Origin of the sequence: Streptomyces arenae (assembly GCF_022343545.1) — a bacterium.
Lineage (GTDB): Bacteria > Actinomycetota > Actinomycetes > Streptomycetales > Streptomycetaceae > Streptomyces > Streptomyces humi.
Window position 1 is genome coordinate 94,124 of sequence record NZ_JAKQYH010000090.1, and the last position, 25,029, is coordinate 119,152.

Genomic DNA, 25,029 nt, shown 5'->3' on the forward strand with positions numbered 1-25,029 from the left:
CACATCCATGACTGGCTCGCATGGAAGGGCGTACGGCATGAGTACCGCGCACCAGGACACGACCGACGGCATGACCAGACGGACCCTGCTCGCCGGCGCCACCGCCGTGGCCGCGGCCACCGTGACGGGCGCCGGCACGGCCCACGCCTCCGACGCTCACGCCCCCTCCTCCGACGCTCACGCCCCCTCCCTGTGGCGGGAGTTCACCCGTACCCCCTTCACCCACCCGCAGATCCCCTACGTCGGCCGGGCCGGCGCCGTCCGCGTCCGCCGCCTGCCCGTGGTGGCCGACGTGCGCGCCTTCGGTGCCGTGGCCGACGGCGTCACCGACTGCGCCCCCGCGATCAACCGTGCCATCGCCGCTGCCGCCAGGGCCGGCGGTGGCACGGTCACCATCCCGCCCGGCACCTTCCGCATCGACGGCCTGATCCAGCTCGGCCACGACCACGTGGTGCTGCGCGGCGCCGGCAGCGGCCGTACCACCCTGTACGCGACGAAGAGCCTCACCGAACTGATCGGCCCCTACGGCTCCCGATACGGCGGCACCAAGTCGGCGTGGTCCTGGGCGGGCGGACTGATCTGGCTGGCGCCGAAGGCGCGGTGGGACTCCCTGACCGCGGCGATCAGGGCGCAGGCCTGGCCCTTCGAGGGCTGGACGGGCAACAGGCGCGACGAGTGGGAGCAGTTGACGCCCGTCGCACCGGCCCGGCAGGGCGACCGGACGGTCACCGTCGCCGACGCCTCCCGGCTCCGCCCCGGCCGCCTGGTCCTGCTCCGCGTCTCCGACGACGGCGCCCACACCCTCCTCCAGCACATGTCCGGCGGCGGCCCCGGCCCTGCGGCGTACTACTGGGAGGACAAGACCAAGCTGCTGTCGTACGTCCCCTACGAATGGCCCGTGCGCGTCATCGCCGTCCGCGGCCGCAGGGTGACCCTGGAACGCCCGCTCCCGCTGGACCTCCGCCCCGAATGGAACCCACAGCTCACCACGCACGTACGGGAGTTGACCGGTGCCGGGGTCGAGGGCCTCACCCTGGAGGTGATGGAGACCCCGCAGTCCCCGCACCTCCTCGACAAGGGCTACAACGGGGTCGTCCTGCAGTGCGCGTACGACTGCTGGGTGGACGACGTCACGGTCCGCAACGTCGACAACGGCTTCGGCCTGGTCGCCGCCTCCGCCTGCACACTGCGCCGCACCCGGGTCGGCGGCCGGGGCGAACACCACCCCTACTTCTGCCGCGAGGGCTCCCACGACAACCTGATCGAGGACTTCACGGTCGAGGAACGCACCGTCCCCGCCCCCGCCGACACCCAGCTGCACGGCATCAACGTCGAGGGCCTGTCGTCGTACAACGTCTGGTCGCGCGGTGACATGCGGATGGGCACCTTCGACTCCCACCGGGGTCTGCCCTTCGCGAACGTCCGCACCGACATCACGGTGAACAACAACGGCCGCCACGGCGGCGACGCGAACGCCGGCCCGTTGTTCGGAGCGCGGTTCACGCACTGGAACGTACGCGTGACCAACGGCAGGGCGGGCCTGATGCGCCTCGACGGCCTCGCCCCGTACGCGGCCACCGTCGGCCTCAACACGGTCACCGACTTCGACCAGACCGACGTACCGGACTTCACCGGCGACCTGAACTCCCGCCTGGAGCTGTACGGCACCTGGGACGAGGTACGGCCGCGGAACCTGTACGAGGCTCAGCGCGCGCTGGAGCGGTAGCGCCCCGGGGTCACGCCCACCAGCTTCTTGAAGTGCCGGGTCAGGTGGGCCTGGTCGTAGAAGCCGGCGGCGGTGGCCGTCTCGCCGGGCGGGACCCCGTCCAGCAGCAGCCGGCGGGCCCGGCCGACCCGCCGGGACATCAGGTACTGGTGCGGGGCGATGCCGTACGCGCCGCTGAACGCCCGCACCAGATGGGCCGGATGGGCGTACAGCAGCCGGGCGGCCTCCTCCAGGGCGAGCCCCTCGGTGACCCGCTCGTCGAGGAGTTCGCGCAGCGAGCGGGCGAGCGCCGGGTCGGGGCGCCGCCTGGCATCCGGGCGGGGGTCCGGGCGGGTGTCGGGCCGGGGGCGGAGCAGGTCGCGCAGCCGTTCGCCGATGAGGGTGAGGCGGCTCTCGGCCTCCAGTTCGTCGCCGGGGCGGGCGAGCGCGGTGTGCAGCCGGCCGACGCGCTGCCGCAGCAGGGGGTCGCGCAGGTCGGGGCTGTCGACGGCGGCTCCGATGAGGTGGTCGCCGAGCAGCGCGCCGTCCAGGTAGACCACGCGTTTGCGGAAGCCGTCCGCGGTGGCCGGGGAGCCGTTGTGCGGGACGTGCGGGGGCAGCAGCGAGACCGTGTCGCCCGGGGTGCCGTGCTCGTGCCGGTCGAGGTCGTACCGTACGGCGCCGTCGTCCACGATGAGCAGCGTCCACGCGTCATGGACGTGCATCGGGTAGGCGTACCCGGTGAAGTGCGCGTGGAAGACCTCGGCGACGCCCGGGACACGGGGACGCCAGGCGGTGACTTCCTGGGTGACGGGCTGCCGGGCGGCCATGCAAACAACGTACAAGACGAGGTCGTGGCGGGGTCGGCAGTCTCATGGCATGAGCACTGAACCCCTTCGCTTCGACACGAAGATCGCCGTACTGCTGCGCGAGGACCTGGAGACCTGGCAGCGCCTCAATGTCACCGCGTTCCTGGTCAGCGGCCTGGGAGCGACCGTCCCCGAGGTGGTGGGGGAGCCGTACGAGGACGCGGACGCGGTGGCGTACCTGCCGATGTTCCGGCAGCCGGTGCTGGTCTTCGAGGGCACGAAGGAGGTGCTGAAGGCGGCGCACGGACGCGCCCTGAGCCGGGCGCTGCCCCGGGCCGTCTTCACCGCGGACCTGTTCACCACCGGCAACGACCGCGACAACCGCGCGGCGGTCCGTGCCGTCCCCACGGCGGAGCTGGACCTGGTCGGGCTCGCCGTGTACGGGCCGCGGAACGGCGTGGACAAGGTGCTGAAGGGGGCACGGATGCATCCGTGAGGCACCCGTCGGTTCCGCCGACCGATGGAATCGCATGGCGTGATCGGGTGAGCGGATAAGCGTATATGACCATCATCGCCGTGAATGCCGCATCTCACATGTATGCGACAGTTCAGGTACATGCGTCGGTCCGGCCACGTTCGATACGGCAGGCTCTCCGGCTCGGCCGTGGTGGCGGCGGCGATCGTCATGTGTGCGACGGGCGGCCCGGCCGTCGCCGTCGGCGACTCCTCGACGCCGGTCGCGTGCAGCGCGAGAGCGCTGACGACCGCCGTCGCCGCCGCGTCCGCCGGCGAGACCCTGTCCCTCTCCCGCGACTGCACGTATCGGCTGACGACGCCGTACGCCATGGGCGACGGGCTGCCGGCCGTCGACCTGAAACTCACGATCCGGGGCAACGGCGCCACGATCGTACGGGCCGGGAACCCGACCGCCACTTTCCGGATCTTCCACGTCGTCTCGGGCGGCGACCTCCGCCTGGAGGACCTCACCGTCCGCGGCGGCAGCGCCGCCGGTGACGGCGGGGGCGTGCTCGTCGACGGCGGCGGCAAGCTCACGCTGACCGGGGTCGACGTGCTCCACAACACCGCCACGGACAACGGGGGCGGGATCGCGGTGGCCGCGAACGCCACGGCGGTCGTGCGGCGCGGCTGGCTGGGGTTCGGCAACGCGGCCCTCGGGGGCGCCGTCTACAGCCGCGGAACACTGAGCGTGCAGGGCGCCGAGCTCAGCCGCAACCACGCCCGGACCGCCGGCGGTGCGCTGTACCTGGGCGCCGGCGACGCCTTCTTCTACACGAGCGTCCTCAGGCGCAACACGTCGGCCGGCCGGGGCGGCGGCGTCACCGTCAGCGGCAGCGCGGCCCTGGAGTTCAGCGACAGCAAGATCGCGAACAACACGGCGGCGGGCGACGAGGGCGGCGGGATCCAGAACCTGTCGAGTCTGCGGCTGGAGCGTACGGAGGTCAGCGGCAACGTCGTCGGGGGTACGGCCGGGGTCGGCGGCGGCGTCTACAACTCCACGGCCGGCGCCGTGCTCGTCCTCAGGGACAGTCAGGTGCTCAGCAACAGCGCGAACGGCGACGGCACGTCCCGGGCCGGCGGCGTCTACAACGACGGCGGGCGCGTCACCCTCGACCACAGCCAGGTTCGCGACAACGCCTCCAGGGTGGCCCCCGGAGGCGTCTACACGACCAACGCGTTCACCGTCATCGACTCGACCGTCAGCCGCAACACCCCGACGAACTGTGCGGGCAGCCCGGTGATCGTGGCGGGCTGCCGGGACTGACACGGCCGCGGGGCGCGCACCCCTCGGCCACGCCGGCCGGTCAGGCGTGCGCGCCTCGCGGCCACGCCGGCCGTCAGGCGCGCGCCCCGGCTTCCGAGGCCCCCGCTGTGTCCGTGCCCGTGGTCTTGTTGGTGCCGGTGCCGGTGCCGGTGCCGGTGCCGGTGCCGGTGCCGGTGCCGCGGTCCGTGTCCGGGATCTTCGTGACCGTGGCGGGCTCTTCCGGCAGGCGCCGCATCAGCACCCCGTACCCGGCCGCGGCCGCCGTCCCCACCACCGCGCACAGCCCCCACAGCCACTCCGCCCCGAACCGGTCGATGACGACACCGGACATCAGCGGCGCGACGAGCGCGGCGGCGGACCAGGACAGCGTGTACATCCCCTGGTACCGCCCCCGCCCGTGGGTGGGCGAGAGCCGCACCACGAGGCCGGTCTGGGTCGGCGCGTTGACGATCTCGGCGAGCGTCCACACGCACACGGTGAGCGCGAACACCCCGACCGAGCCGGCGAACGCGGTGAGCCCGAAGCCGTACCCCGCGAGCAGCGACGAGACGACGAGCAGGGACCGCGCGTCACGGTGCTCGATGACGCGGGTGACCGGGATCTGGAGCACCACGATGAGCACGCCGTTCACCGCGATCGCCAGGCCGTAGTCGGCGGGCGTGAACCCGGCTCCGCCCATCGCCACCGGCAGTCCGACCGCCCCCTGCTGGAAGACGAGCGCGACGAGGAACGACAGCCCCACGACGGCCATGTACCGCCCGTCACGCAGCACGGTCCCGAGGCTGACCTCGTCGGTCTCCTTGACGCTGCGCTGCGGCCGGGACTCGGGCAGCTTGGCGAAGACGAGCACCGCGCACAGACCGGTCATCCCGGCCTCGACGAGGAACCCGGCGCGGTAGCTGACCTCGGCGATGAACCCGGCGCCGGCGGACGAGACGGCGAAGCCGAGGTTGATGGCCCAGTAGTTCAGCGAGAACGCCCGCACCCGGTCCTCGGGCCGCACGATGTCGGCCATCATCGCCTGCACGGCGGGCCGGGAGGCGTTGGAGGCCATGCCGACGAGGAAGGCGACGGCCGCGATGGCGACGGGGTTCTGTACGAACCCGAGCAGCGCGACGGCGCCGGCGGTGGAGCCCTGGGCGACGAGCAGGGTGGGCCGCCGCCCCAGCCGGTCGGCCATCACTCCGCTGCCCAGCGAGGAGACGACCCCGCCCAGCCCGTGCAACGAGACGACGAGCCCGGCGTACGAGGCGCTGTACCCGCGGTCCAGTGTCAGGTAGAGGGCCATGTACGTGGCGACGAAGGCGCCCAGCCGGTTGACGAGGGTGCTGGTCCACAGCCACCAGAACTCCCGTGGCAGACCGGAGACGGTCTCCCGGACGGCGCGTCGCAGGACGGCGGACGGCATGGCTCCCCCAGGGCAAGAAGTAAGTGGTGCGCGGCTTGACCGGAACTTACTAACCCCTCGCTCGCCTGAGCCACTCAATTAACAAATGCAGTCAACTGTCCGCCCCCTGGGACGGCCCCCGGGCGTCGGCTCCCCGCCCCGAACACGTGGATTACGCTCTGACCCATGGCCGACGCACCGTACAAGCTGATCCTCCTCCGCCACGGCGAGAGTGAGTGGAACGCGAAGAACCTGTTCACCGGCTGGGTGGACGTCAACCTCAACGAGAAGGGCGAGAAGGAGGCAGTCCGCGGCGGTGAGCTCCTGAAGGACGCCGACCTGCTGCCCGACGTGGTCCACACGTCCCTCCAGAAGCGGGCGATCCGCACGGCGCAGCTCGCCCTCGAGGCGGCCGACCGTCACTGGATCCCGGTCCACCGCAGCTGGCGCCTGAACGAGCGGCACTACGGCGCGCTCCAGGGCAAGGACAAGGCGGCGACGCTGGCCGAGTTCGGCGAGGAGCAGTTCATGCTCTGGCGCCGCTCGTACGACACCCCGCCCCCGCCGCTGCCCGACGACTCGGAGTTCTCCCAGTCGGCCGACGCCCGCTACGCCTCCATCCCGCCGGAGCTGCGCCCCCGCACGGAGTGCCTGAAGGACGTCGTCGTCCGCATGCTCCCCTACTGGTACGACGGCATCGTCCCCGACCTCCTGACCGGCCGCACGGTCCTGGTGGCCGCCCACGGCAACAGCCTCCGTGCCCTGGTCAAGCACCTGGACGGCATCTCGGACGCCGACATCGCGGGCCTCAACATCCCCACCGGCATCCCGCTCTACTACGAACTCAACGCCGACTTCACCCCGACCACCCCGGGCGGCCGCTACCTCGACCCGGACGCGGCAGCAGCAGCGATCGAGGCAGTGAAGAACCAGGGCAAGAAGAAGTAGGTTTAGTGATCATGCCTCTCACCTGCGCATATGGCGCGGGTGGGAGGCGTTTTCGTGCGCTGGTACCACTCTGGAACCGCAGCCCTTCAGCGTGAGTTCCGGGTCGGAGTGACCCAGCTGCTCGCTCACGGACTCGATGCTCTCTCCTCGGATGGGTTCTGCCCTCGGACATGCCGCACCTCGACCGTTCAGCCAGTCTGCGACCCACAGAAGACGAGTAGCCTTCGCAAACAGTCGCCTTCGACGTCCCCCCTTGATCGGTTGCTGCCCTCTCTCCCCTCCGGCTACTGTGGCGCCCGCAGCACGAGTAACCAGACTGATCCGCCTGAGAGTTGTCGTAGGTCTGCAGACCACCAGACCTGACGGGGCGCATCTGGTCGTCATGTCCGCGAGCAAAGGCTTGCGGCAGAGGGGGAAGATAGTCAGTGATACAACGAGTTCTCGCGGCGGGAGCAGCAGTCGCCGCAGCCGCAGCGTCCGTGATTTTCATCGCTCCTCAGGCGAGCGCGGCGAATACGTTCTGCGTCTACACGACGGACGCGTTCAAGGGCGGGCAGGCCTGTTGGACACCCAACGGCGACAAGCTCGAGGGCTGCGACATCGAAGCGGACGGTCTTCGGCCGAGCCTGACAATGACCTACGCGGGCGGCTCCATGTCGTTCGATGTCTACGGTGGAAACGGAAAGTGCAGGACGGAGGTCAACGACCTCCGTGAAGGAACCCCCGTCACGGTGAAGGTGTGCCTGCAGAAGGGCGACACCGGCCGAGAGGTGTACTGCAACTCGGGACGTGGCACCGCGTAGGACTTCTCTCCGCGATCCGAAGCCGGCTGCGGAGCCGCGTCGGGTGGGTCCCGGGTCCTCTCTGGGCCCTCCGAGGGTGACGAGCGACGACCAACAACGACCGGTCACGACAGTGATGTCGCAGGTCAGTTGAGACGTGCGCCCTCCTGACCAGGACCGAAAGACGGGCCCGCCAGACCCAGGGCAAGAAGAAGTAAGCGCTCACACAAAAGCCCCCTACCTGCGTTTTCTCCGCTGGGAGGGGGCTTTTCCCTGCCTCCGGGCCGTCACTGGGCCGGCAGGGCGACGGTGGCGCGGCCGGCGCTGGCAGGTCTCTCCTTGGCCATCGACGAAGCCCGACCGTCGGTTGGGTCCCGGGTCATGCCCGGGCCGCCCCCTGACAAAGCCGGGGATGCAGCTGCTCTGTAGAGCTGGACACCTCGGAAGCCGGCCGCGCATCCCAGACCCTAGCCATGAGCACTGACAAGAGGCTCCACAAGCGCGGTCTTGTGAAGCGCTCCGAGGCCGCTCGGCCGGGCCCGCAGTGAGTCCTGCGGTTTTCCCGCGGCTGGGGGGCTTTTCGGTGTCCTGGAGCCGTCCGGATGAGCGCGCCTGGTGCGGCGTGACAGACGCCTGCGATTCAGTTTCGTCTCATCCGGTCTCGAAACCCCAGGTCAGCGGCGTGAGAGGGGTGCTCCCGTGTGGATCTGTGCCGACGGACACAGCGGCCGGGACGCGCGTGGGCGCATACTGAGCCATGACAAAGCCTGCTGCGCCGAAGCGTCACCTGCCTACCAGCCCCTTCAAGGCCGCGGTTCCTCCGCCCCCCAAGCACTTCGCGGTGGGGGATCAGGTCACTCACGACATGTACGGCCTCGGCCGGGTCATCGGCATGGAGGGTGAGGTCGCGGCGCTCGTGGACTTCGGCTCGGCGCAGATGCGGATCCTGAGCCCGTACGCCAAAATGACCAAGCTGTAGGACCGTTGTGCCCGGTCACGGCACACCCAGGCCCCTTCAGGGGCTTGTCACGAAAGAGAGTCCGCTCATCGACCTGACGTCGCTGTTCTCCGCCCCGGAAGGGCAACCCCGTTGCTCCGCTGCGGCCTCGCCGCCCCCGTCGGCCAACCCCTTCCAGGCCCCTGACTTCGGGGAGGACGAGACCATGCCGTTCATGGACACGCAGGAACCTGCCTCGGGCACACACGCGGCGAGGCCCGACGCGGCCTGACCCCGCGCATGACGGGCCCCGGCAACCGGCCGCGGGCCGTCTCTCGCACTGCGCTGAAGCACGCGGCCGTCTCACCCCGGGCATGCCCCGACAACATCGCATGATCAGGCTCTTCACCTGCTGTTTCCCGGCGGGTGAGGGGCCTTTTCGCCGGTGGCGCGGCTGAGGCTGGACGGTGGTGGCGCGGACGATGCCTCCGGTACCGTCCCGAGCCATGGCGAACGGCGGCGATGTGCCCGAGAAGGTGGCGTGGATCCTGGTCCGGGACGGCCGGGTGCTGGTGACGCGTAGTCACGGCAGAGATCGCTTCTACTTCCCGGGCGGCCATCGTGAGCCGGGCGAGTCCGACGGCGAGACCCTGGTGCGGGAGATCGACGAGGAACTGCGGGCGGCGATCGACCCCGGCTCCATGGTGCACTTCGGCACGTTCGAGATCGGCGAGGGCCATCCGGACCACGGCCCCTTCCGGATGATCTGCTACACCGCCGACCACCGCGGCGAGCTGATCCCGTCACGGGAGATCGCCGAGAAGGCATGGTTCCGCTACGCCGACCGGCCCCGGGTCTCGGCCGTCGACGGGCTGGCTTTCGACGAGCTGCACAAGGCCGGCCGGCTTTCCTGATCCCGTGACCGCTGCACAGCGGCCGGCGTCGACCGGTACCGGCGGTCGGATTGCTCAGCGTTTCAGATCGACCCAGATCCCCACGATGGCTGCCGTCTGGACGAGGACCCAGGCGATCTGTACGGACAGGCCGCGCAGCTGGTAGACGAACAGCAGCAGGGCCATACGGCTGGGCAGGTACTGCCAGTCCTTGCGGAAGGTCGCCAGGTCCATCCAGATGCTCGTGAGCGTCAGGACGCACAGGAGAAGCGCGGCGTACAGGAACAGCTGGCGCGGATCCGTGTCGATGACATGGATGAACGCGGCGGCCAGTACCACGGGGACGCCGTAGGCGGCGGTGAGGAGCCACGCCCGCGCCTGGCTCCGGCGCCCCGGCAGCAGCCGCCACAGAGCCCCGAGCGTGAAACCGGCCGCCGCCCATGCAAACTGATAGAGGATCAGGTCGACGGCGATCTCCGGAATGCCGACGGGGGTGAACAGGATCTGCGCTCGCCCGTAGGGTTCCTGTACCTGGTAGTAGAGCAGCAGCCCGGTGGCCGGCAGTCCGAACCAGAACGCCAGACGTGCCGCGCGGACCGCGTTGGACCACCAGTGCCCGTCGGGCCCCCAGGCCAGCGCGATGTCCAGCACCGAGATCTGCTCCGGCGGATCGGCTCCCTCGCACGCGGTGACCAGCCAGTTGCGCAGGTCCTCCAGCTCCTTTTCCAGCCCCTCGTACGTCACTCCGCCCGCATGACCCCGGTCCAGCAGACGCAGCTGGTGGTTGATGTTGAGGTAGTGGCGGGCCTTGTCCACCATTTCGTGCCGGTGCGGCTCGGTGCCCAGCCTCTTCGCATAGAAACTCCCGCCCATCCTGCTCAACACGGACCAGCGCCTCCCGACGCCGAGGACGACGTACACGGCGACGATGTTCAGCAGCAGCCAGACGCCGTACAGGGCGCTGGCGCCCGCGAACTTCGCCGCCCGCAGTCCGACGAAGAGCGCGAACAGGGAGACGGTCAGCAGCAGATCCAGCTTGCTCGGTCCGGGGGAGAACCGCTCGAATCGGCGCCCCTGTGTCCGGACCGGCCTGTTGCGGTGCCGCAGCAGCGCCAGCAGGGCGATGCCGGTCAGTACCCAGCTGTAGGCGAAGATCCATTTCAGGTCGCTGAAGAAGAAGCTCTCCAGCAACTTGCTCTGGTACGCGTTGTACGCGGCAGGGTCGTACTGCTCGGCGAGCCAGTTGACGCGCCCCCATTGTTTCCCGTTCGCCTGCCAGGCGATCGCGAGCAGGATCCCGGCGACCGCCGCCAGCAGACCTCCGACGACGGCCACGCACTGCGCCGGACCCCTGTCCCACTGCCTGGTCCAGCGCTCGCGCAGCAATCCTCCTTCGTGCGCGAATCGCCAGGCCCAGGCGAGCATCGCGGCCAGCCAGAGCCAGACGGTCGCCAGACCGACCAGGACAAGTCCGGCGCGGCCCAGGGCGGTTGTCGTCTTCGGCTGCATGTCCTCCGGAAGGCCGAAGGCGCCGTGGGCCACGATCACCAGCAGACCGACCCCCGCGACGGCACACGTGGCTGCCGTGACGGCGCGGGCCTGGCGGCGCTGGATGCCGCGGGCGCGGCCGGAACGGGCCCGCAGGTCAGGGCCGGTGCCGGGTGCGGTGGGCGGCGGGCCGAGGACCCAGGGGCGGGCGACGAGCACCAGGGCCAGGCCCGCGGGGATGCAGAGGACGGCGTACGACCGGGGTGTGAGTCCTTGCTGGGAGCTGACCAGCAGCAACGCCAGGGCGACCGCCCCGCTGAGTACGGCCCACTCCAGCAGCGTGCGCGTGAAGCTCGTGCTGGGTCCGGTGTCGTTGCCGGGTGTGTCCGCCGCCGGCCGCTGGGGCATGTCCCCGACCGGTGCCCGGGGCGTCGTCCCGTCCGCGGCGGCCGTTCCGGTGCGCCGGGCACGGAGCGCGGCCACAGCGATCAGGACCGACGCGGACACCCACCACGAGGCGACGCCCGCGGTGGCCCAGACCGACTGGGTGAGCGTCGCCGAGAGCCGGCGCTTCCAGGGCGGATCGACCTTCACCTGGACCTCTTGGGGCAGCCTGTTCTTCCACACCAGTTCGTTCTCGGTGGAGGACGACGCCCGTTCCACGAGGTCGCTGAAGCCGAGGCCGTCCAGATCGGCCTCGATCCGCTTCCATCGGACGGTCTGAAGTGTCGGCGGCCACAGGTAGACCATCCACGATCTCCCCGCGGGGACGATTTCCCAGGGACCCACGAGGAACGGCTTGTCCGTGCTGATCCAGTTGTACGCGATGTAGCGCACCTCGACCGAGGAGTCGGTGGCCGTCACCACGGGATCCCGGGGATGCCACTCGTTGCGTGACCCGGGGGTCTCGTCGCCGAGCAGCAGGCACCGTATGGCCAGGCGGTACTGCGGGGACTGCGCGCTGAACGTCAACTGCCTGGCCAGCGGCCACAGTCTGGGTACCCGCACCGTCATGTCGGAGACGACCAAGGGGTGTGACTGCCCGTGCTGGCGCAATCGCAAGGTGGCCTCGACGCTGCTCTTCTCGAGGTGTTCCGACTGGCAGCCGGTACCGGGGTCCCGCTGCTGTCGCGCCGCCGCCGGCTCGCACGTCCACACGCATGACGCCAGCACCACGAGTGACAGCAGCCGCCACCATCGAGTCATCGCCATAGGACACCTCTCCCTGTCCCCGGCGAATCTAGACAAAGCGGCACATGTGTCATGCACAGACACACGTCGAACCCCCTGACACGCACCCCCTTGGGCGTGCCAGTGGCATTTGCGGCGCCTGATCCGGCACCTGACAATGGAAGCCGGTGACCGTCAGCAGCCGATTGACGGAGGACCCATGACCGACACTCAGACGGGCGTCCCGCGCGAGCCGCTTCCCCGTTTCGAGGAGGCCGAAGGGCTGGGACCCCAGGATGCCGAGTTCGTCGAGGACCTGGTGGCGGTCCTGGCCAAGCACGGAAACCTGAACCGCTTCGGCCTGTGCCTGCTCCACGACCACTTCCCGCTCGGCGCGGACGAAGTGCTGGTGGAGACGAACGACCCCGCGGCCCGCACGCTGCACGCCCACGTCGAGGGAGCGGACGGGACACGGCACGCCAAGGCGTCGCAGTGGCGGTTCCTGCCCCATGCCGACGGCGAGGCGGACACGGAGCCGGCAGCAGGCCCCTACCGGGAGATCATGCTCTGCACCACGCTCGACCTGTGCCCGGGGCGCGATCAGGAACGGCACGACCACCGCCATCCGTAGGCGCCGGAAGTGCTCCGCGTACGGCGGCCCCCCGAGGGCTACCCCTACACCTACGCCGGCCGCCACGCCTCCTACGAGTGACCCCACCTTCCTCGACGGCTGGGGAGAACTCCGGTCCTCACCAGATCGACAGTGGTACCTCGTGGATCTCGTCCGCCGGGTGGCCGGTGCGTTCGTGGACGCGCCTGACCGCCTCGGCCGAGGGGCCCTCGGAGAGGCAGTAGACGTTGCCGGACTCCGGGTCGGCCCAGGCCCGTTCGAAGTGCACGCCCTCGGCCTTCTCGACGGCGAGGTCGGCCTCGTGGGCCTCCTTCAGCTGGTCGGCGGTGATGCCCTGCATCCCGTGGTGGACGTCCATGAACTGCGGCATGGCTGCCACCTCCTTCACCTTGGGTGTCACCTCCATGCTGCGCCCGACCCGCGCCGACGGCACGCGAAGGGCCCCGGACCGAAGTCCGGGGCCCCTGTGCTGCGTCCGGTCCGCCGTGAACGGGGCGTCCGCTCAGCCGCACTGGCAGGGGCTGCCCGACTGGCAGCCGCAGCCACAGCCCGAGCCGCACCCGCAGGCGCCGATCACCAGCAGGTTCTTGATCTCGGCGGGCTGGTCGGTCTCACGTTCCTGGGTGGGGTCGGGCGTGGTGCCGGGGGATTCGGCCATGGATCCCTCCTGGAGGTCTCTGGATTCCCTGGCGGCAGGGCGTGCTGCCGTTGCCCGTGCCATGCCCATTCCATGCCCGTTTTACTGGGCGCATCAACGGCGCACAGTGGCGCCCGCACGCCCACCCCGCACGTCGCGAGCCCCGCCCACCAGGGCGGTCACGCCCCCTCGGCGCCCGTCACCGGCTGGATGTCGGCCTGCAGCTCGTCCGCGTGCTCACCGGTGACCAGGAAGACGACGCGCTTGGCGACGGCCACCGCGTGGTCGGCGTACCGCTCGTAGTAGCGGCCGAGCAGCGTCACGTCGACGGCCGTCTCGATGCCGTGCTTCCAGCGGTCGTCCAGCAGGTGCGAGAAGAGCGTGCGGTGCAGCAGGTCCATCTCGTCGTCGTCCTGCTCCAGCTGGAGCGCCAGGTCGACGTCCTTGGTGACGATGACCTCGGCGGCCTTGGCCATCAGGCGCTGCGCGAGCTGGCCCATCTCCAGGATGGTGGCTTCCAGGTCCCGCGGGACCGCGCGCTCCGGGAAGCGCAGCCGGGCCAGCTTCGCCACGTGCTGGGCGAGGTCGCCGGAGCGCTCCAGGTCGGCGGACATCCGCAGGGAGGTGACGACGATCCGCAGATCGGTCGCCACCGGCTGCTGGCGCGCGAGCAGGGCTATCGCGCGCGCCTCCAGGTCGTGGTGGAGCTCGTCCACCTTCTGGTCGGCCTCGATGACGCTCTCGGCCAGCTTCAGGTCGCCGTCGAGGATGGCCGTCGTGGCGCGCCCGATGGCCGAGCCGACCAGCCGGGCCATGTCGACCAGGCTGTCGCCGATCGAGTCGAGTTCCTCGTGGTACGCGTCCCGCATCAGGGTTCCCTCTCGTGCGTTGTCTTCCAGGGGTTCCGGGGGCCGGGGCCCGTGGCCGAAACCAGCTGCGAACCCCACGCTCCCACGTTCGGGTCTCAACGCGACCGTTTCTGCCACCCCAAATGAACCAATACTGGCTCCAAGGTGAACTCTGGGCGACGAGTGTTCGAGCTCGCACTCCCATGGCTGTGGGGATGTCGCACCCCCTGCTTAACCTGTTTGCATGGACGTGAACGCGGCGGTCGCCGCAGCGGCAGCGATCGCCGGGGTGCTCACCGGTGTCATCGCCATGCTGGCGTTCCGCTGGAGCGAACGCGACCAGAAGCGACCGACCAGGACTTCTCTGCACACCGACCCCGTGCTGCCGCCGGGCGTGGACACCGTTCTGAGCGTGCTGCGCTCTTCCGCGGTCGTCCTCGACGAGGCCGACGCCGTCGTCAAGGCGAGCTCGGCGGCGTACGCCCTCGGACTCGTGCGCGGCGGCAAACTCGCCATCGAGCCGATGCTCGCCATGGCGCGGGACACCCGGCGGGACGGCGAGATACGGCAGGTCGAGCTGGACCTGCCCCGACGCGGCACCGGACGCGGCGAGGCCCTCGCGGTCTCCGCCCGGGTGGCGCCCCTCGGCTCCCGGCTCGTGCTGCTCCTCGTCGAGGACCTCACCGAGGCCCGCCGTATCGAGGCGGTACGACGTGATTTCGTGGCGAACGTGAGCCATGAGCTCAAGACCCCGGTCGGCGCGCTCTCCCTGCTCTCCGAGGCCGTCATGGACGCCTCGGACGATCCGGAGGCCGTGCAGCGCTTCGCCGGTCGCATGCAGATCGAGGCCACGCGCCTGACCAACCTGGTCCAGGAGCTGATCGACCTGTCGAGAGTGCAGAACGACGATCCGCTGGAGGACGCCGAGCCGGTCCGCGTGGACGAGCTCGTCGCCGAGGCGATCGACCGGTGCCGCCACCAGGCCGGCACCAAGCAGATCACCATGGCCGCCGGCGGCACCGCCGACCTGCACGTCTGGGGCAACCGCGGCCAGCTCGCCGCCGCCCTCGGCAACCTGGTCGAGAACGCCGTCAACTACTCCCCGGCCCGCACCCGGGTCGGGATAGCCGCCCGCCGGGTCAACGCGCCCGGCGGCGACATGATCGAGCTCGCCGTGACCGACCAGGGCATCGGCATCACCGACAAGGACAAGGACCGCATCTTCGAGCGCTTCTACCGTGTCGACCCGGCCCGCTCACGGGCCACCGGTGGCACCGGCCTCGGCCTCGCCATCGTCAAGCACGTGGTCGCCTCGCACGGCGGGGAGGTCACGGTGTGGAGTGCCGAAGGCCAGGGCTCCACCTTCACCCTCAGACTGCCGGAGGCGGGCGTCGCCCGCGATCGCGCATCGCAGCACCCCGACCCCGACCTCGACGACGAGGCCGGCACCACCGAGTCATCCCCGTACGAACCGCTTCCCGCCCCGGAGGTCCTTCCGTGACCCGTGTGCTCGTCGTCGAGGACGAGGAGTCCTTCTCCGACGCCCTGTCGTACATGCTCCGCAAGGAGGGCTTCGAGGTCGCCGTGGCGGCCACGGGCCCCGACGGACTCGACGAGTTCGAGCGCAACGGCGCCGACCTCGTCCTCCTCGACCTGATGCTGCCGGGGCTGCCCGGTACCGAGGTCTGCCGCCAGCTGCGCGGCCGCTCCAACGTCCCGGTCATCATGGTGACCGCCAAGGACAGCGAGATCGACAAGGTCGTCGGGCTCGAAATAGGAGCCGACGACTACGTAACCAAGCCCTTCTCCTCCCGTGAGCTGGTCGCCCGCATCCGCGCGGTGCTCCGCCGCCGCGGCGAGCCGGAGGAGGTCACGCCGGCCGCGCTGGAGGCCGGTCCGGTCCGCATGGACGTCGACCGCCACGTGGTCACCGTCTCCGGCTCCAAGGTCGACCTGCCCCTCAAGGAGTTCGACCTCCTGGAGATGCTGCTGCGCAACGCGGGCCGTGTCCTGACCCGGATGCAGCTCATCGACCGGGTCTGGGGCGCCGACTACGTGGGCGACACCAAGACCCTCGACGTCCACGTCAAGCGGCTGCGCGCGAAGATCGAGCCGGACCCGGGCGCGCCGAGGTACCTGGTGACGGTCCGCGGTCTGGGCTACAAGTTCGAGCCGTAGATCGCCGAGCCGGTCCTACGGACCCTGTTCCGGCGACCGTACGGCGAAGGGCGGCACCCCGACGGGGTGCCGCCCTTCAGCGTTCTCGTACGACCGCTCAGCCCGCGTTCGCCGACTCCGACGCCGAGTCGCTCGGCGTGACCGAGGCGCTCTCCGACGCCTTGCCCTTGCCCGGCTTGGCGCTCTCGCTGGCCTTGCTGCCCGCGGCCGGGGAGCCGGAGGCGGACGCGGAGGCCGAGGCGGAGGCCGACGGGACCGAGCTCGGGCCCCAGCCGGTGAAGTAGCTCTCGGCGGGGACCACGAACGCCCGCAGGCTCACGTCACCGGTCTTGCTGAAGGTGAACGTGATCTTCTGGGCGTTGCCGTCCTTGACCGCCTCGCGGCTGCTGGGCAGCACCGCGGAGGCGTTGTCCTTGCCGCCCAGGATCAGCCGGCCACCGCCCGGGATGGTCAGCGGCTGCGACTTGGTGGCGTGCAGTTCGGCGGTCTTGTTGGTGCCGGCGACGACGATCGACTGAAGCGTCTGCGGCTCGGTGCCGGTGTTGAAGATGGTCGCGGAGACCACGGCGGGGCCGGTCGACGTGAGGTCGGGCTGGGTGATCACGGTCGCGTTCTGGACCTTGATGTCGCCGACACTGGTCGCGGCGTTGTCAGGCTTGATCTCCAGCGTCTGGGAGTTGTTGCCGGCACCGCACGCGGCGAGCGAGGCGACGGAGAAGGCGAGGGCGGAGGCGGCGAGGGCGCCGCGTCGAAGGCTGCTGCTCACGGCGGCGGCAACTCCTTGAACGCACGGGCGACTCCCTTATAAAGCCACCCTAAGTGTCTGTCAGCGGCCTTAGGTTACCGAGCCGTTCCCGCGCGACCGCACCCGACCCTCCCCAAGCCCCTCGCTTCCTTCGAGCAGGGGGTGCCCCGGGGCGCCACAAGTGGCTCTCCGGTCACTTTGCGGCGGCGCTCGTCAGGCATTCACATAACTCGTTCGCAACACGGGACGCAAAACTTGCGTGAAGGAATGCGCGACCACCGGGGAAATGGATCACGTACCGTTCGGTCGGACGCGTGTGATCAATTCCGGAAACGTCTGGGATCCGGTCCCGGATCCGGCTGCGGCCGCCGAACGGAGTAGCGGAAGTCGTACGCTTGGAAGCGGACATATGTGGACGTTAAGCCACTTGGGTGGGTGTCCGGATGTGTGTAACGTGCGCGTTTCTCCTCGCCCGGACAGCGGCTCCGACCTGCGAATACCTGCTTCCGGACGGCCCGCGCAGCACGTTCCGGTTGCTGTTGTCAAGCCCCGAGATATGCCCTGACCTGCGAAAACGCCATTCAGAACCGCCGGTTTCCGTGTTACCCTGGATAGCCACGGAAGGGGTACCTGTCACATGACGTTCAAGGTTGGCGACACCGTGGTCTATCCCCATCACGGGGCCGCGCTGATCGAGGCCATCGAAACTCGCCAGATCAAAGGCGTGGACAAGACCTACTTGGTGCTGAAGGTCGCCCAGGGCGACCTGACGGTACGTGTGCCAGCGGACAATGCGGAGTTCGTCGGCGTGCGTGATGTGGTCGGTCAGGACGGGCTGGACCGGGTCTTCGAGGTGCTGCGCGCGCCGTACGCCGAGGAGCCCACGAACTGGTCCCGTCGTTACAAGGCAAACCTGGAGAAGCTCGCCTCCGGCGATGTCATCAAGGTCGCGGAAGTCGTGCGTGACCTGTGGCGTCGTGAGCGCGAGCGCGGACTCTCCGCAGGTGAGAAGCGGATGCTCGCCAAGGCCCGCCAGATTCTGGTGAGCGAGCTCGCCCTCGCGGAGAACACGAACGAGGACAAGGCCGAGGCCCTGCTGGACGAGGTTCTCGCGTCCTGACGCGGTCCGGCTCGGCACGCTGAAACGCTGAACTCCGCACACGAAATGCCGCGGTGCCCGATGACACAGCAACTGTCGCCGGGCGCTGCGGCATGTCTGTACCCGAAGCCGCGTGCTGTCCGTACCCGAAGCCGCGTGCCGACTCGCCCGGGAAAACCCGCCGACCACTCGGATCACTCGGAGATTCCGGCCCCGAAGCCCACCCCGGCCCGAACCCCCGATACTAGGCGTGCCGGGCCCGGGCTGCTGGCTCGACCAGTGTCACGGAAGGGTCCGGTCAAGGCGTCGCGCCCGGCACTTCCCAGGCCATACCCACGCCAGGCCCGCACACAAACCTGACAGGAACCGATGTCTGACGATTCGCGTCCTTCGCGCACGGAACCGCCTTCGGAACCGCGCACCGCACCGCGCACGGCAGCCGTGATTCCCGCCGCCGGCCGGGGCGTACGGCTCGGTCCTGGCGCCCCCAAGGCGCTACGCGCGCTGAACGGCACCCCCATGCTGATCCACGCCGTACGCGCGCTGGCCGCCTCCCGCGCCGTCTCCCTCGTCGTGATCGTGGCCCCGCCCGACGGCGCCCCCGAGGTCAAGTCCCTGCTCGACGCGCACGCGCTTCCCGGGGGCACCCCCGGCGGCAGCTGGGGGAGCACCGACTTCCTCGTGGTCCCCGGCGGCGAGTCCCGCCAGGAGTCGGTCAAGCTCGGCCTGGACGCGCTGCCCCCCGACTACGACATCGTCCTCGTCCACGACGCGGCCCGTCCCCTCGTCCCCGTCGACACGGTCGACGCGGTGATCCAGGCCGTCCGGGACGGCGCCCCGGCCGTCGTGCCGGCCCTCCCGCTGGCCGACACGGTCAAGGAGGTCGAGCCGGCGGCCGTGCCCGGCGACCCCGAGCCGGTGGTCGCGACCCCGAGCCGGGCCCGCCTGCGCGCGGTGCAGACCCCCCAGGGCTTCGACCGCGCGACGCTGGTCCGCGCCCACGAGACGGTCACCGACAACGTCACCGACGACGCGAGCATGGTCGAGCAGCTCGGCGAGCAGGTCGTGGTCGTCCCCGGCCACGAGGAGGCCTTCAAGGTCACCCGCCCCCTCGACCTGGTCCTCGCGGAAGCGGTGCTGGCCCGCAGGAGGCTCAACGATGGGTTCTGAGGTCGTACTGCCGCGGGTCGGCATCGGCACCGACATCCACGCCTTCGAGGAGGGCCGCGACCTGTGGTGCGCCGGCCTCAAGTGGGAGGGCCAGGGCCCGGGCCTGGCCGGCCACTCCGACGCGGACGTCGTCGCGCACGCCGCGTGCAACGCGCTGTTCTCGGCGGCGGGGCTCGGGGACCTGGGGCAGCACTTCGGCACGGGCCGGCCGGAGTGGTCCGGCGCGTCCGGGGTGACCCTGCTGACGGAGGCGGCCCGGATCGTCCGGGCCGCGGGATTCGTGATCGGGAACATCGCCGTACAGGTCGTGGGCCCGCGCCCGAAGATCGGAAAGCGCCGGGACGAGGCCGAGAAGATCCTCTCGGACGCGGCGGGCGCCCCGGTCTCGGTCTCCGGGGCCACGACGGACGGTCTCGGATTCCCCGGCCGGGAAGAGGGTCTGATGGCGGTGGCGACGGCGTTGGTCGTCCGACAGGACTGACCGGTCTCGTACGAGGGGCGCGGGTGACCGCGCGCTCGACCCCCACTGACCCGTACACGCCCACGGTGCTTCACATACCGGTGCCACGCACCACCCTTCGCCCACTACCCTTGGTCCCGTGACTATTCGCCTGTACGACACCAACGCCCGGCAGATCCGTGACTTCGCCCCGCTCACGCCGGGCTGTGTCTCGATCTACCTCTGTGGTGCCACCGTGCAGGCGGCGCCCCACATCGGTCATATCCGCTCCGGCCTGAACTTCGACATCATGCGCCGCTGGTTCGAATACCGCGGCTACGACGTGACGTTCATCCGCAACGTCACGGACATCGACGACAAGATCATCGCCAAGTCCGCCGACCAGGGCCGTCCCTGGTGGGCGATCGGCTATGAGAACGAGCGCGCCTTCAACGACGGCTACACCGCGCTCGGCTGCCTCCCGCCGACGTACGAGCCCCGGGCCACCGGGCACGTACCGGAGATGATCGAGATGATGCGCGGGCTCATCGAGCGCGGGCACGCCTACGAGGCCGACGGCAACGTCTACTTCGACGTGCGCTCCTACCCGGACTACCTCCAGCTCTCCAACCAGGAGCTGGACAACCTCCGCCAGCCGGGGGGCGAGGGCGAGACCGGCAAGCGGGACCAGCGGGACTTCGCGCTCTGGAAGGCCGTGAAACCGGGCGAGCCCAGCTGGGAGACGCCGTGGGGGCGCGGCCGTCCCGGCTGGCACCTGGAGTGCTCGGCGATGGCCCACAAGTACCTCGGTGAGGCCTTCGACATCCACGGCGGCGGCCTCGACCTGATCTTCCCGCACCACGAGAACGAGATCGCGCAGGCCAAGGCGTTCGGCGACGACTTCGCCCAGTACTGGGTGCACAACGCCTGGGTCACCATGAGCGGCGAGAAGATGTCGAAGTCCCTCGGGAACTCGGTCCTCGTCTCCGAGATGGTCAAGACCTGGCGTCCGATCGTGCTGCGCTACTACCTCGGCACCCCGCACTACCGCTCGATGATCGAGTACAGCGAGGAGTCGCTGCGCGAGGCCGAGTCGGCGTTCGCGCGGATCGAGGGGTTCGTGCAGCGCGTGGTGGAGCTGGCCGGGGGCGCCGTGGAGCCCTCGTCCGAGGTCCCGCCGGCGTTCGCCGAGGCGATGGACGACGACCTGGGCGTCCCGCAGGCGCTCGCCGTCGTGCACACCACGGTCCGGCAGGGCAACAGCGCGCTCGCCGCCGACGACAAGGAGGCCGCGGTGGCCCGGCTCGCCGAGGTCCGCGCCATGCTGGGCGTCCTCGGCCTCGACCCGCTCGACGCCCACTGGGCGGGCGAGGCGGACCAGGGCGAGGACCTGCACGGGGTCGTCGACAGCCTGGTACGGCTCGTCCTCGACCAGCGCGAGTCCGCCCGCGGCCGCAAGGACTGGGCGACCGCCGACGCCATCCGCGACCAGCTCAACCAGTCCGGGCTGGCGATCGAGGACAGCCCCTCGGGGCCCCGCTGGACCCTCAGGTCCTGACCGTCGGTCGATCGCCGGTCGTTGAAGATCAACTGTGCCGCCCGGCCCCCCGGGCGGCACACTGCATAAGACGTACGTACGAAACGAAGCTCACGGAGACGGGTAACTCATGGCAGCCAACAACCGCCGCATGTCCGGCAAGAAGGGCGCGCAGGTCGGCAGTGGCGGCCAGCGGCGCCGAGGCCTGGAGGGCAAGGGCCCGACCCCGCCCGCCGAGATGCGCAAGGGTCACAAGAAGAACCGCATCGCCACCGCCAAGGCCAAGCAGACCCAGCGCCGTCCGGTGGCGCGCGGCCGGGGCGGCAGGGGCACGTCCGAGATGGTCGTGGGCCGCAACCCGGTCGTCGAGGCGCTGCGCGAGGGCGTGCCCGCCTCCACCCTCTACGTCCAGCAGTTCATCGACAACGACGAGCGGGTCCGCGAGGCCCTCCAGCTCGCCGCCGAGCGCGGTGGCATCAACCTCATGGAGGCCCCGCGCCCCGAGCTGGACCGCATGACCAACGGCCTCAACCACCAGGGTCTGGTCCTCCAGGTCCCGCCGTACGAGTACGCGCACCCCGAGGACCTGGCGCACGCCGCGGCCGACGAGGGCGAGGACCCGCTGATCGTCGCCCTGGACGGCGTCACCGACCCCCGTAACCTCGGCGCGGTCGTCCGCTCGGTCTCCGCCTTCGGCGGCCACGGCGTGGTCGTGCCCGAGCGGCGCGCGGCCGGTATGACGGCGGGCGCCTGGAAGACGTCGGCCGGTACGGCGGCCCGCACCCCCGTCGCCCGCGCCACGAACCTGACCCGGGCGCTGGAGGCGTACAAGAAGGCGGGGATCGCGATCGTCGGCCTCGCCGCGGACGGCGAGCACGAGGTCGGTGACCTGGAGGCGCTGTCCGGCCCGGTCGTCATCGTCGTGGGCAGCGAGGGCAAGGGCCTGTCCCGACTGGTCGGCGAGACCTGCGACTTCCGGGTCCGGATCCCGATGCCGGGCGGCGCGGAGTCGCTCAACGCGGGTGTGGCGGCGGGCATCGTGCTGTACGAGGCGGCCCGGCAGCGGGGCTGACGGCGGTACCGGGCGGCTGGGCAGCGGGGCCGGCGGCGGTGCGAGGCGCCTCGCCGCCCGGGTTGAACAAACGTCCGTAACCTCACCCGTGCGGGGTAATTCCGGCGTCCAGGACATCCTTGACGGGGTCCGGACACATCCGGCCGGTCAAAGCAGTGTCCTAACTCCACGTCACTCGGTTAGATGAGTGTGGACACCAGAACACCCCGCACACCCACGGGGGACCGCTCGCCGGGATTCCGCTCCGGATTCGCTTCCGGGCCCGACGACGCTCCCGCGCTGAGCATGGTGAAGGTGCCGAGCGATCCGGCGCAGGTCATCGTCAACCACGCGAGTTTCCGCGTGCAGCTGGGCGTATCGACACGGCGTACCCAATCCCCCCGGGTCGCACGGCACCTGAGCGCCACCGAGGACACCGCGCGCATCCCGGTCGCAGGCCCGGCGGGCAGAGCGGGGGCGGCACCCGGCCGGCGCCGCCCCGTCGTCTGGAGCGGCAAGTCCGCGCCCGACGACACCGGCGCCCACCGGCTGCTCCAGGCCGTCCGGGGCGGCAGCGTCCGGCACGCCGAGGAACGCCTCGAACCGGGCGGCGCCACCCAGGTCATCCCGCGGGTCGGCGACGGCTACGGCGCGCTCGACCAGACCGTCGAGACGCCGCTGGTCGGCCACCCGCGCTCCCCGGTCTCCGGCGAGAACCGGCTGCTCCCCGACCTGCCGACGGTCGGCAGCGCCTACGACGAGCCCGGCTACGGCGGACCGGGCTACGACGAACAGGGCTACGACGACGACCGGTTCGAGGACTTCGGCGAACCGCTGTCGAGCCGGCGGTCCGGCGACGGCGATCCGGCCCGGCACGCGTACTACCCCGGCCGCCGGATGAACCTCGGCGTCGTCCTGCTCCCGCTCCGGATCTTCCTCGGCTTCATCTCCATCTACGCCGGCATGGGCAAGCTGTGCGACCCCGTCTACTTCGACGGCGGCAAGCGCGGCTCCATGGTCAAGTGGCTCAACACCCTGCACCCGTGGGAAGTCGCCGAGCCGCTGCGGCAGTTCGCCCTCCAGCACCCGGTCGGCTCCGGCCTGGTCATCGCCTTCCTCCAGGTGATCGTCGGCGTGCTGACCGTCCTCGGCTGCTGGCAACGGGTCGCCGCGGTCGTCGGCGCGCTGCTCTCCGCGGCGCTCATCGTCACCGTCAGCTGGAAGACGGTCCCCGCGTACGACGCCCCCGACATCATCTACCTCGCCGCCTGGTCGCCGCTGATCATCGCCGGCGCCCCGGTCTACTCGGTGGACGGCCGCCTCGCGGGCAGCGCCTGGCGGCGCCTCGGCCCTCACTCCGACATCTGGGACCTGCGCGCCTTCGTGCTCCGCCGGGGCGCGCTGGTCACGGCCGTCACCATCGGCCTCACCCTGCTCATCGGCTCCCTGCTCGGCGGCGCGGTCCGCGACTCCAGCCGTGTGGTCGTCCCCGGTCCCGGCGAGGCCCCCCGCAACAACCTGCCCGGTTCCCCGCTGCCGGGCGAGCCGACGAAGCGCCGGGAGGCCAGCCCGCCGGCGTCCAAGGCGCCCTCCGCGGATGCCTCCGCCAGCCCGTCGCAGGCGGCGACCACCCCGGGCGCCACCCACAGCACGGGCACGACCACCACGACCCCCAGCCAGACCCAGGGCACGACGGGCCAGGCGCCGCCCCGGCACACCGCCCCGGCCCCGACCACCGCGGGCCCGACCTCGGGCGGCACCGCGACCGGCGGCACGTCCTCCTCCGGAGGCACGGGCGGCTCCACCGGCACCACCACCGGCGGCGGCACGTCCTCCTCCGGCCAGCCGGGCCTGGTGGGCGGCCTACTGGGCTAGCAGGACCAGCAGAGCAAGAAGCCCCGTACCGCGAGAGGTACGGGGCTTCTCGACGCGCGCCCGCTGCAAGCGCCCCTTTAGGGGCGCGGGGAACTGCGCGAGCACCCCCCCACGCACCCGCAGCCGACAACTGGCCGTAGGTCCCCTGTCGGCTACCGCCCCAGCGCGGTCAGCTCCTTCGCCGCCTCCGTCAGATCCTTCGCCGTGTCGATGGCCCGCCAGTACGCCCCCTGCGGGATCGGGAACCCCGCCAGCTGCCGGCTGCGTGCCAGGTGCGGGAACGTGGTCCGCTCGTGATCCCCCCGCTCCGGCAGCATCCCTGCGAACGCGGGGGAGAACACGTACACACCCGCGTTGATCTCGAACGTCGACGGCGGCGCCTCGATGAAGTCGGTGATGTGCCCGAAGCCGTCCGTCTTCACCGCGCCCCAGGGGATTCGCGGCCGGGCGAGCGCCAGCGTCGCCACCGCGTCCCGCTCCGTGTGGAAGTCGGCCATGTCACGCAGTGAGAACCGCGTCCAGATGTCACCGTTCGTGGCGTACCAGGGCCGGTCGGGGTGGGGAAGGTGCCGGGCGGCGTACTTGAGGCCGCCGCCGCGGCCCAGCGGCTCGTTCTCCACCACCGTGGTGACGGAGAGCGGCAGGTCGGCCGTCGCCAGCCACTTCTGCAGAACGTCGGCGAGATGGCCGCAGGAGACCACCACGTCCGTGACGCCCTCCTCGGCGAGCCACGTCAGCTGGTGGCCGATGATCGGCGTGCCGGTACCGGGGATCTCGACCATCGGCTTGGGCCGGTCGTCGGTGTACGGGCGAAGCCGTGAGCCCTGGCCACCGGCCAGGACCACGGCTTGAGTGGGGCGCAACGCGGCGTTCGGATGGGTCATGCCCCGAACTGTACGACGCGTCCCCGGTGCGGC

General features: G+C 70.7%; 24 protein-coding genes. 16 read left to right on the forward strand and 8 right to left on the reverse strand.

All coding sequences use genetic code 11. From position 1 onward, the window contains the following. Window positions 1-37 precede the first annotated feature (37 nt). Window positions 38-1,726, forward strand: coding sequence for a glycosyl hydrolase family 28-related protein (locus MB828_RS42475; RefSeq protein ID WP_301652823.1), 1,689 nt, complete (start codon window positions 38-40; stop codon window positions 1,724-1,726). Here MB828_RS42475 and MB828_RS42480 read toward each other — a convergent pair. After that, window positions 1,705-2,535 (reverse strand): helix-turn-helix transcriptional regulator, encoded by an 831-nt coding sequence (locus MB828_RS42480; RefSeq protein ID WP_301652824.1) that lies wholly within the window; start codon window positions 2,533-2,535, stop codon window positions 1,705-1,707. The two genes, MB828_RS42475 and MB828_RS42480, sit on opposite strands and share 22 nt — an antisense overlap. Before the next feature lie 49 nt (window positions 2,536-2,584). Here MB828_RS42480 and MB828_RS42485 point away from each other — a divergent pair, with 49 nt between their 5' ends. Together MB828_RS42485 and MB828_RS42490 are read left to right on the forward strand one after the other, a co-directional pair. Beyond that, window positions 2,585-3,010, forward strand: coding sequence for a DUF2000 domain-containing protein (locus tag MB828_RS42485; protein ID WP_133026744.1), 426 nt, complete (start codon window positions 2,585-2,587; stop codon window positions 3,008-3,010). A 120-nt stretch (window positions 3,011-3,130) separates the two neighbouring features. After that, on the forward strand, window positions 3,131-4,297 hold the full coding sequence (locus MB828_RS42490) for a right-handed parallel beta-helix repeat-containing protein (protein ID WP_301652826.1): 1,167 nt from the start codon (window positions 3,131-3,133) through the stop codon (window positions 4,295-4,297). Window positions 4,298-4,370: 73 nt separating this feature from the next. Here MB828_RS42490 and MB828_RS42495 read toward each other — a convergent pair whose 3' ends face one another. After that, a complete protein-coding gene (locus MB828_RS42495; protein WP_301652827.1) occupies window positions 4,371-5,705 on the reverse strand; it encodes an MDR family MFS transporter in 1,335 nt (444 codons plus the stop codon). 165 nt (window positions 5,706-5,870) lie between these two features. Here MB828_RS42495 and MB828_RS42500 point away from each other — a divergent pair, with 165 nt between their 5' ends. The 4 genes from MB828_RS42500 (at window position 5,871) to MB828_RS42515 (ending at window position 9,265) form a co-directional block, all read left to right on the forward strand. Continuing rightward, on the forward strand, window positions 5,871-6,632 hold the full coding sequence (locus tag MB828_RS42500) for a phosphoglyceromutase (RefSeq protein WP_046732030.1): 762 nt from the start codon (window positions 5,871-5,873) through the stop codon (window positions 6,630-6,632). Between the two features lie 479 nt (window positions 6,633-7,111). After that, window positions 7,112-7,435, forward strand: a complete 324-nt coding sequence (locus MB828_RS42505; protein WP_301652828.1) for a hypothetical protein — start codon at window positions 7,112-7,114, stop codon at window positions 7,433-7,435. A gap of 736 nt (window positions 7,436-8,171) precedes the next feature. After that, window positions 8,172-8,393, forward strand: a complete 222-nt coding sequence (locus MB828_RS42510) for a hypothetical protein (protein WP_133026723.1) — start codon at window positions 8,172-8,174, stop codon at window positions 8,391-8,393. A gap of 464 nt (window positions 8,394-8,857) precedes the next feature. After that, complete coding sequence (locus MB828_RS42515) at window positions 8,858-9,265, forward strand: NUDIX hydrolase (protein ID WP_301652829.1); 408 nt, start codon at window positions 8,858-8,860, stop codon at window positions 9,263-9,265. Window positions 9,266-9,319: 54 nt separating this feature from the next. Here the strand turns inward: MB828_RS42515 and MB828_RS42520 are convergent, their stop codons facing one another. After that, entirely contained in the window at window positions 9,320-11,944 is a 2,625-nt protein-coding gene (locus MB828_RS42520; protein WP_301652830.1) for a DUF6185 family protein, read from the reverse strand. A gap of 178 nt (window positions 11,945-12,122) precedes the next feature. On the opposite strand from MB828_RS42520, the gene MB828_RS42525 reads away from it, so the two are divergent. Beyond that, a complete protein-coding gene (locus tag MB828_RS42525) occupies window positions 12,123-12,533 on the forward strand; it encodes a hypothetical protein (protein WP_301652831.1) in 411 nt (136 codons plus the stop codon). A gap of 118 nt (window positions 12,534-12,651) precedes the next feature. On the opposite strand, the gene MB828_RS42530 is transcribed toward MB828_RS42525, so the two are convergent. The 3 genes from MB828_RS42530 to phoU all read right to left on the reverse strand — a co-directional run bounded on the left by MB828_RS42530 (window position 12,652) and on the right by phoU (window position 14,039). Further along, a complete protein-coding gene (locus MB828_RS42530) occupies window positions 12,652-12,903 on the reverse strand; it encodes an SCO4226 family nickel-binding protein (protein ID WP_046732058.1) in 252 nt (83 codons plus the stop codon). 132 nt (window positions 12,904-13,035) lie between these two features. Further along, the gene (locus tag MB828_RS42535; protein ID WP_165941622.1) at window positions 13,036-13,191 is read right to left on the reverse strand and encodes a hypothetical protein; all 156 of its coding nucleotides are present in this window, start codon (window positions 13,189-13,191) and stop codon (window positions 13,036-13,038) included. A gap of 158 nt (window positions 13,192-13,349) precedes the next feature. Next, the gene (phoU, locus tag MB828_RS42540) at window positions 13,350-14,039 is read right to left on the reverse strand and encodes a phosphate signaling complex protein PhoU (RefSeq protein ID WP_301652832.1); all 690 of its coding nucleotides are present in this window, start codon (window positions 14,037-14,039) and stop codon (window positions 13,350-13,352) included. Between the two features lie 223 nt (window positions 14,040-14,262). Between phoU and MB828_RS42545 the strand changes: the two genes are divergently transcribed. After that, a complete protein-coding gene (locus MB828_RS42545; RefSeq protein ID WP_301652833.1) occupies window positions 14,263-15,519 on the forward strand; it encodes a sensor histidine kinase in 1,257 nt (418 codons plus the stop codon). Further along, complete coding sequence (locus MB828_RS42550; protein WP_010358452.1) at window positions 15,516-16,196, forward strand: response regulator transcription factor; 681 nt, start codon at window positions 15,516-15,518, stop codon at window positions 16,194-16,196. The genes MB828_RS42545 and MB828_RS42550 overlap by 4 nt, the downstream gene beginning before the upstream one ends. A gap of 97 nt (window positions 16,197-16,293) precedes the next feature. Here the strand turns inward: MB828_RS42550 and MB828_RS42555 are convergent, their stop codons facing one another. Next, window positions 16,294-16,962: a DUF461 domain-containing protein gene (locus tag MB828_RS42555; RefSeq protein ID WP_133026716.1), complete on the reverse strand. Its 669-nt coding sequence runs from the start codon at window positions 16,960-16,962 to the stop codon at window positions 16,294-16,296. A 616-nt stretch (window positions 16,963-17,578) separates the two neighbouring features. Here MB828_RS42555 and MB828_RS42560 point away from each other — a divergent pair. The 6 genes from MB828_RS42560 to MB828_RS42585 all read left to right on the forward strand — a co-directional run bounded on the left by MB828_RS42560 (window position 17,579) and on the right by MB828_RS42585 (window position 24,112). Further along, on the forward strand, window positions 17,579-18,061 hold the full coding sequence (locus MB828_RS42560; protein WP_003953493.1) for a CarD family transcriptional regulator: 483 nt from the start codon (window positions 17,579-17,581) through the stop codon (window positions 18,059-18,061). Window positions 18,062-18,409: 348 nt separating this feature from the next. Continuing rightward, a complete protein-coding gene (ispD, locus tag MB828_RS42565) occupies window positions 18,410-19,210 on the forward strand; it encodes a 2-C-methyl-D-erythritol 4-phosphate cytidylyltransferase (RefSeq protein WP_301652834.1) in 801 nt (266 codons plus the stop codon). Then, a complete protein-coding gene (gene ispF / locus MB828_RS42570; protein ID WP_301652835.1) occupies window positions 19,200-19,691 on the forward strand; it encodes a 2-C-methyl-D-erythritol 2,4-cyclodiphosphate synthase in 492 nt (163 codons plus the stop codon). The genes ispD and ispF overlap by 11 nt, the downstream gene beginning before the upstream one ends. A gap of 118 nt (window positions 19,692-19,809) precedes the next feature. After that, complete coding sequence (gene cysS / locus MB828_RS42575) at window positions 19,810-21,207, forward strand: cysteine--tRNA ligase (RefSeq protein WP_301652836.1); 1,398 nt, start codon at window positions 19,810-19,812, stop codon at window positions 21,205-21,207. 109 nt (window positions 21,208-21,316) lie between these two features. Beyond that, on the forward strand, window positions 21,317-22,258 hold the full coding sequence (gene rlmB, locus MB828_RS42580; RefSeq protein WP_133026712.1) for a 23S rRNA (guanosine(2251)-2'-O)-methyltransferase RlmB: 942 nt from the start codon (window positions 21,317-21,319) through the stop codon (window positions 22,256-22,258). Window positions 22,259-22,441: 183 nt separating this feature from the next. After that, window positions 22,442-24,112, forward strand: coding sequence for a DoxX family protein (locus MB828_RS42585; RefSeq protein WP_301652837.1), 1,671 nt, complete (start codon window positions 22,442-22,444; stop codon window positions 24,110-24,112). A 152-nt stretch (window positions 24,113-24,264) separates the two neighbouring features. On the opposite strand, the gene MB828_RS42590 is transcribed toward MB828_RS42585, so the two are convergent. After that, window positions 24,265-24,996 (reverse strand): nucleotidyltransferase family protein, encoded by a 732-nt coding sequence (locus tag MB828_RS42590; protein WP_301652838.1) that lies wholly within the window; start codon window positions 24,994-24,996, stop codon window positions 24,265-24,267. Between the last annotated feature and the right edge of the window lie 33 nt (window positions 24,997-25,029).